The sequence below is a fragment of the Streptomyces flaveolus genome (assembly GCF_000716535.1).
Lineage (GTDB): Bacteria > Actinomycetota > Actinomycetes > Streptomycetales > Streptomycetaceae > Streptomyces > Streptomyces flaveolus_A.
In genome coordinates this window covers 1-2,530 of the sequence record NZ_JNWV01000108.1, presented here as the reverse complement: position 1 = coordinate 2,530, position 2,530 = coordinate 1, and the positions used below count along the sequence as shown (strand labels likewise).

Sequence of the window (2,530 nt, the reverse complement as noted above, 5' to 3'; positions counted from 1 at the left end):
CAGCGAGCGACGGCTTCACCGTTACGGCCCGGACGGGTGCTGCCGATGATGATACCGATCTTGGTCATGAGGCGCCTTTCCATGGGCGGCCGTGCCTGAAACCGGTTCAGGCACAGCCGCACATACTTGTCGCAGCAAGTAGACCATTTGATAATTGACGCGTCAATAAAACAGGTGGGGATGGGTGGCGTACACACCGAGCACGCGCACCACGTCGTCCAGGCTCTCGCCCCGGACGTCGGTCAGGTCAGCACCGCCCGGAGGCGGCCCCTGCGGACCTCGTGCAGGGGTGCGTCGGTGCCCACGAGTTCGCCACGTCCCGTCCCGCAGCAGCTCCGATCGCGCGCAGGCGATCGAGCCCACTGGCCGGCGACAGCGGGAGCGTGACCGCCCCACTTCGGCGGCGGCCTCACCGCGCATTCCGCGCGCCGTCACCAGGGTCGTACCCCGAGGCTCCAGGTCCAGCAGCGGAGCCATGTGGTCGTGTGCGGAACCGAGGAGCTGGACCACCTCCAGGTTCCTCATGCGCGGCAGCACACCGGCCGTCACAGGGGGTGCGCTGCGGACACACGTGCGCCCCGGCTCGCCTTCGCGGTGGCCGGGTGGCGTGCGAACGGGTCGGACGGAGCCGGAAAGCGGACGCGGGGTGAGTCCGTACCGGCTCACCCCGCGTCCGTACCGCATGGCGGGCGGATGTCACCGCCCCGCGGTGGTCAGGCCTCCGCGCGCTTCGGCAGCCGCCAGTTCGGGCGGGGGAAGTGGCAGGTGTAGCCGTCCGGGTAGCGCTCGAGGTAGTCCTGGTGCTCCGGCTCGGCCTCCCAGAACGGGCCGGCCGGTACGACCTCGGTCACCACCGGCCCCGGCCACAGCCCCGACGCCTCGACGTCGGCGATGGTGTCGAGCGCGACGCGCCGCTGCTCCTCGTCGAGGTAGAAGATCGCGGAACGGTAGCTGGCCCCGATGTCGTTGCCCTGCCGGTTCTTCGTGGTCGGATCGTGGATCTGGAAGAAGTACTCCAGGATCGCGCGGTAGTCCGTGACGGCCGGATCGAAGACGATCTCGATCGCCTCGGCGTGGTTCCCGTGCCGGCGGTACGTGGGATGGGCCAGGTCGTCGTCGCCGCTGTAACCGACCCGGGTACGGATCACGCCGGGGAGCTTGCGGATCAGGTCCTGCATCCCCCAGAAGCAGCCGCCGGCCAGCAGCGCCCTTTCCTCGACGTCAGTCATCAGATCTCACCCTTCCCCTCCCCCGGCGCCCGGGGGAGATGCACAAATACTATGACGCACAATGCGTCACCTGTCAAACCGGTGACATCTCCTGAACGTCGGGTACACCGAGGCGGACCCGCGCCGCCCGGCCCGGTCGTCATCTGCCCGCACGGCCGGCCCTACGACATCCACACCCACGTCGACGTCCCCCCGCTGCCGGCGACCCACGGCTACCGGGTGATCGTTCCCCAACTCGGCGGCCACGGCACGACGACCTTCCTGTCGTCCCGAACGCTCGCGCACCCCCGATGACACGGCGGCGCAGAGCCTGTCTGCGACATGCGTCAGCCGAGCCTGGTCACCTGGTAGTGGGAGAGGTACCAGCGGCCGGAGGCACGCTGGAGCACGACGCTGAGTGCGACATGTATGGGCGACCGGTCGGTGAAACGGAAGTCGACGTCGAGGTACCCGAGCAGGACGTCGTCCGCGAGGCTCCGCGTCTCGAGCACCTGGTACTCGGCCGTCAGCCCGATCGGCTGGGAGTCGTAGTACGCGGCGACCCCCTGACGGCCCACGCTGTAGGGATGGAGCCCCTGGAAGATGGCGTCCTCAGTGAAGAGCGCCGCGACCTTCTCCGGCTCGTGCGCGTCGACCGCGGTCTTCCACTGGTCCGCCGAGCACGTTCTCCCGCAGGTCGGCCTCGTCGTCCGCGCGCCACACCCCGACGCTGCGCAGCTCCCCGACCGGGCGCCACAGCCGGAACAGGTGTCCGGTGGCGGCCAGTTCCCCGGCCCGGACGGCTTCGGCCGCGCGTCGCCGGTCGACCTCGGCGGGGTCGGTGCCCTCGGGCACGGTCGTGGTGAGCACGACCAGGAATTCCTTCATCGTCGTTCGTCCTCTCAGGTACTTCGGGACTGCGGGGCCGCGGGACTTCATGGGCTTCCGGGGCGGGACGACCGCCCCACGGCACCCGAGCGGAAATCACTCGGTGACAACAAGCTCGGCCGGTCACCGCCGGACGGCGCGGCACCCACCTGGCACCGTCCCGTCCAGCCGAGCCGTCCCGGACCTGTCGGCGGCCGGGCGACGGCGCCGACAGGTATGTCCGGGGCTCCGGTCAGGCGGCGGTCCGGAGGGAGGCGGCGATCTTCACGACGCGTTCGGCCTGGATGGCGGCGGCGAGGCGGGTGATCTCGCCGACGGGCTTGGTGCCCTGGCCGTCGGCGTGGGAGGTGCCGTAGGGGTTGCCGTCGACGAACTTCTGCGGGTCGGTGAAGCCCGGCGTGACGATGATGCCGCCGAAGTGGTGCACGGAGTTG

The 2,530-nt window shown here is 70.1% G+C and carries 2 protein-coding genes and 2 pseudogenes; all 4 read right to left on the bottom strand.

Translation table 11 applies throughout. The annotated features are described in order from the left end of the window. Positions 1–713: 713 nt before the first annotated feature. Entirely contained in the window at positions 714–1,229 is a 516-nt protein-coding gene (gene msrA / locus OO52_RS45325) for a peptide-methionine (S)-S-oxide reductase MsrA (RefSeq protein WP_030659264.1), read from the bottom strand. A 326-nt stretch (positions 1,230–1,555) separates the two neighbouring features. Then, a pseudogene (locus OO52_RS52380) lies at positions 1,556–1,882 on the bottom strand (SgcJ/EcaC family oxidoreductase); the annotation flags it as partial. Continuing rightward, a complete protein-coding gene (locus tag OO52_RS52375; RefSeq protein WP_209439617.1) occupies positions 1,821–2,096 on the bottom strand; it encodes a muconolactone Delta-isomerase family protein in 276 nt (91 codons plus the stop codon). The gene OO52_RS52375 and the pseudogene OO52_RS52380, both read right to left, overlap by 62 nt. A 232-nt stretch (positions 2,097–2,328) precedes the next feature. Continuing rightward, positions 2,329–2,530: pseudogene (locus tag OO52_RS45310) on the bottom strand (NAD(P)H dehydrogenase); the annotation flags it as partial.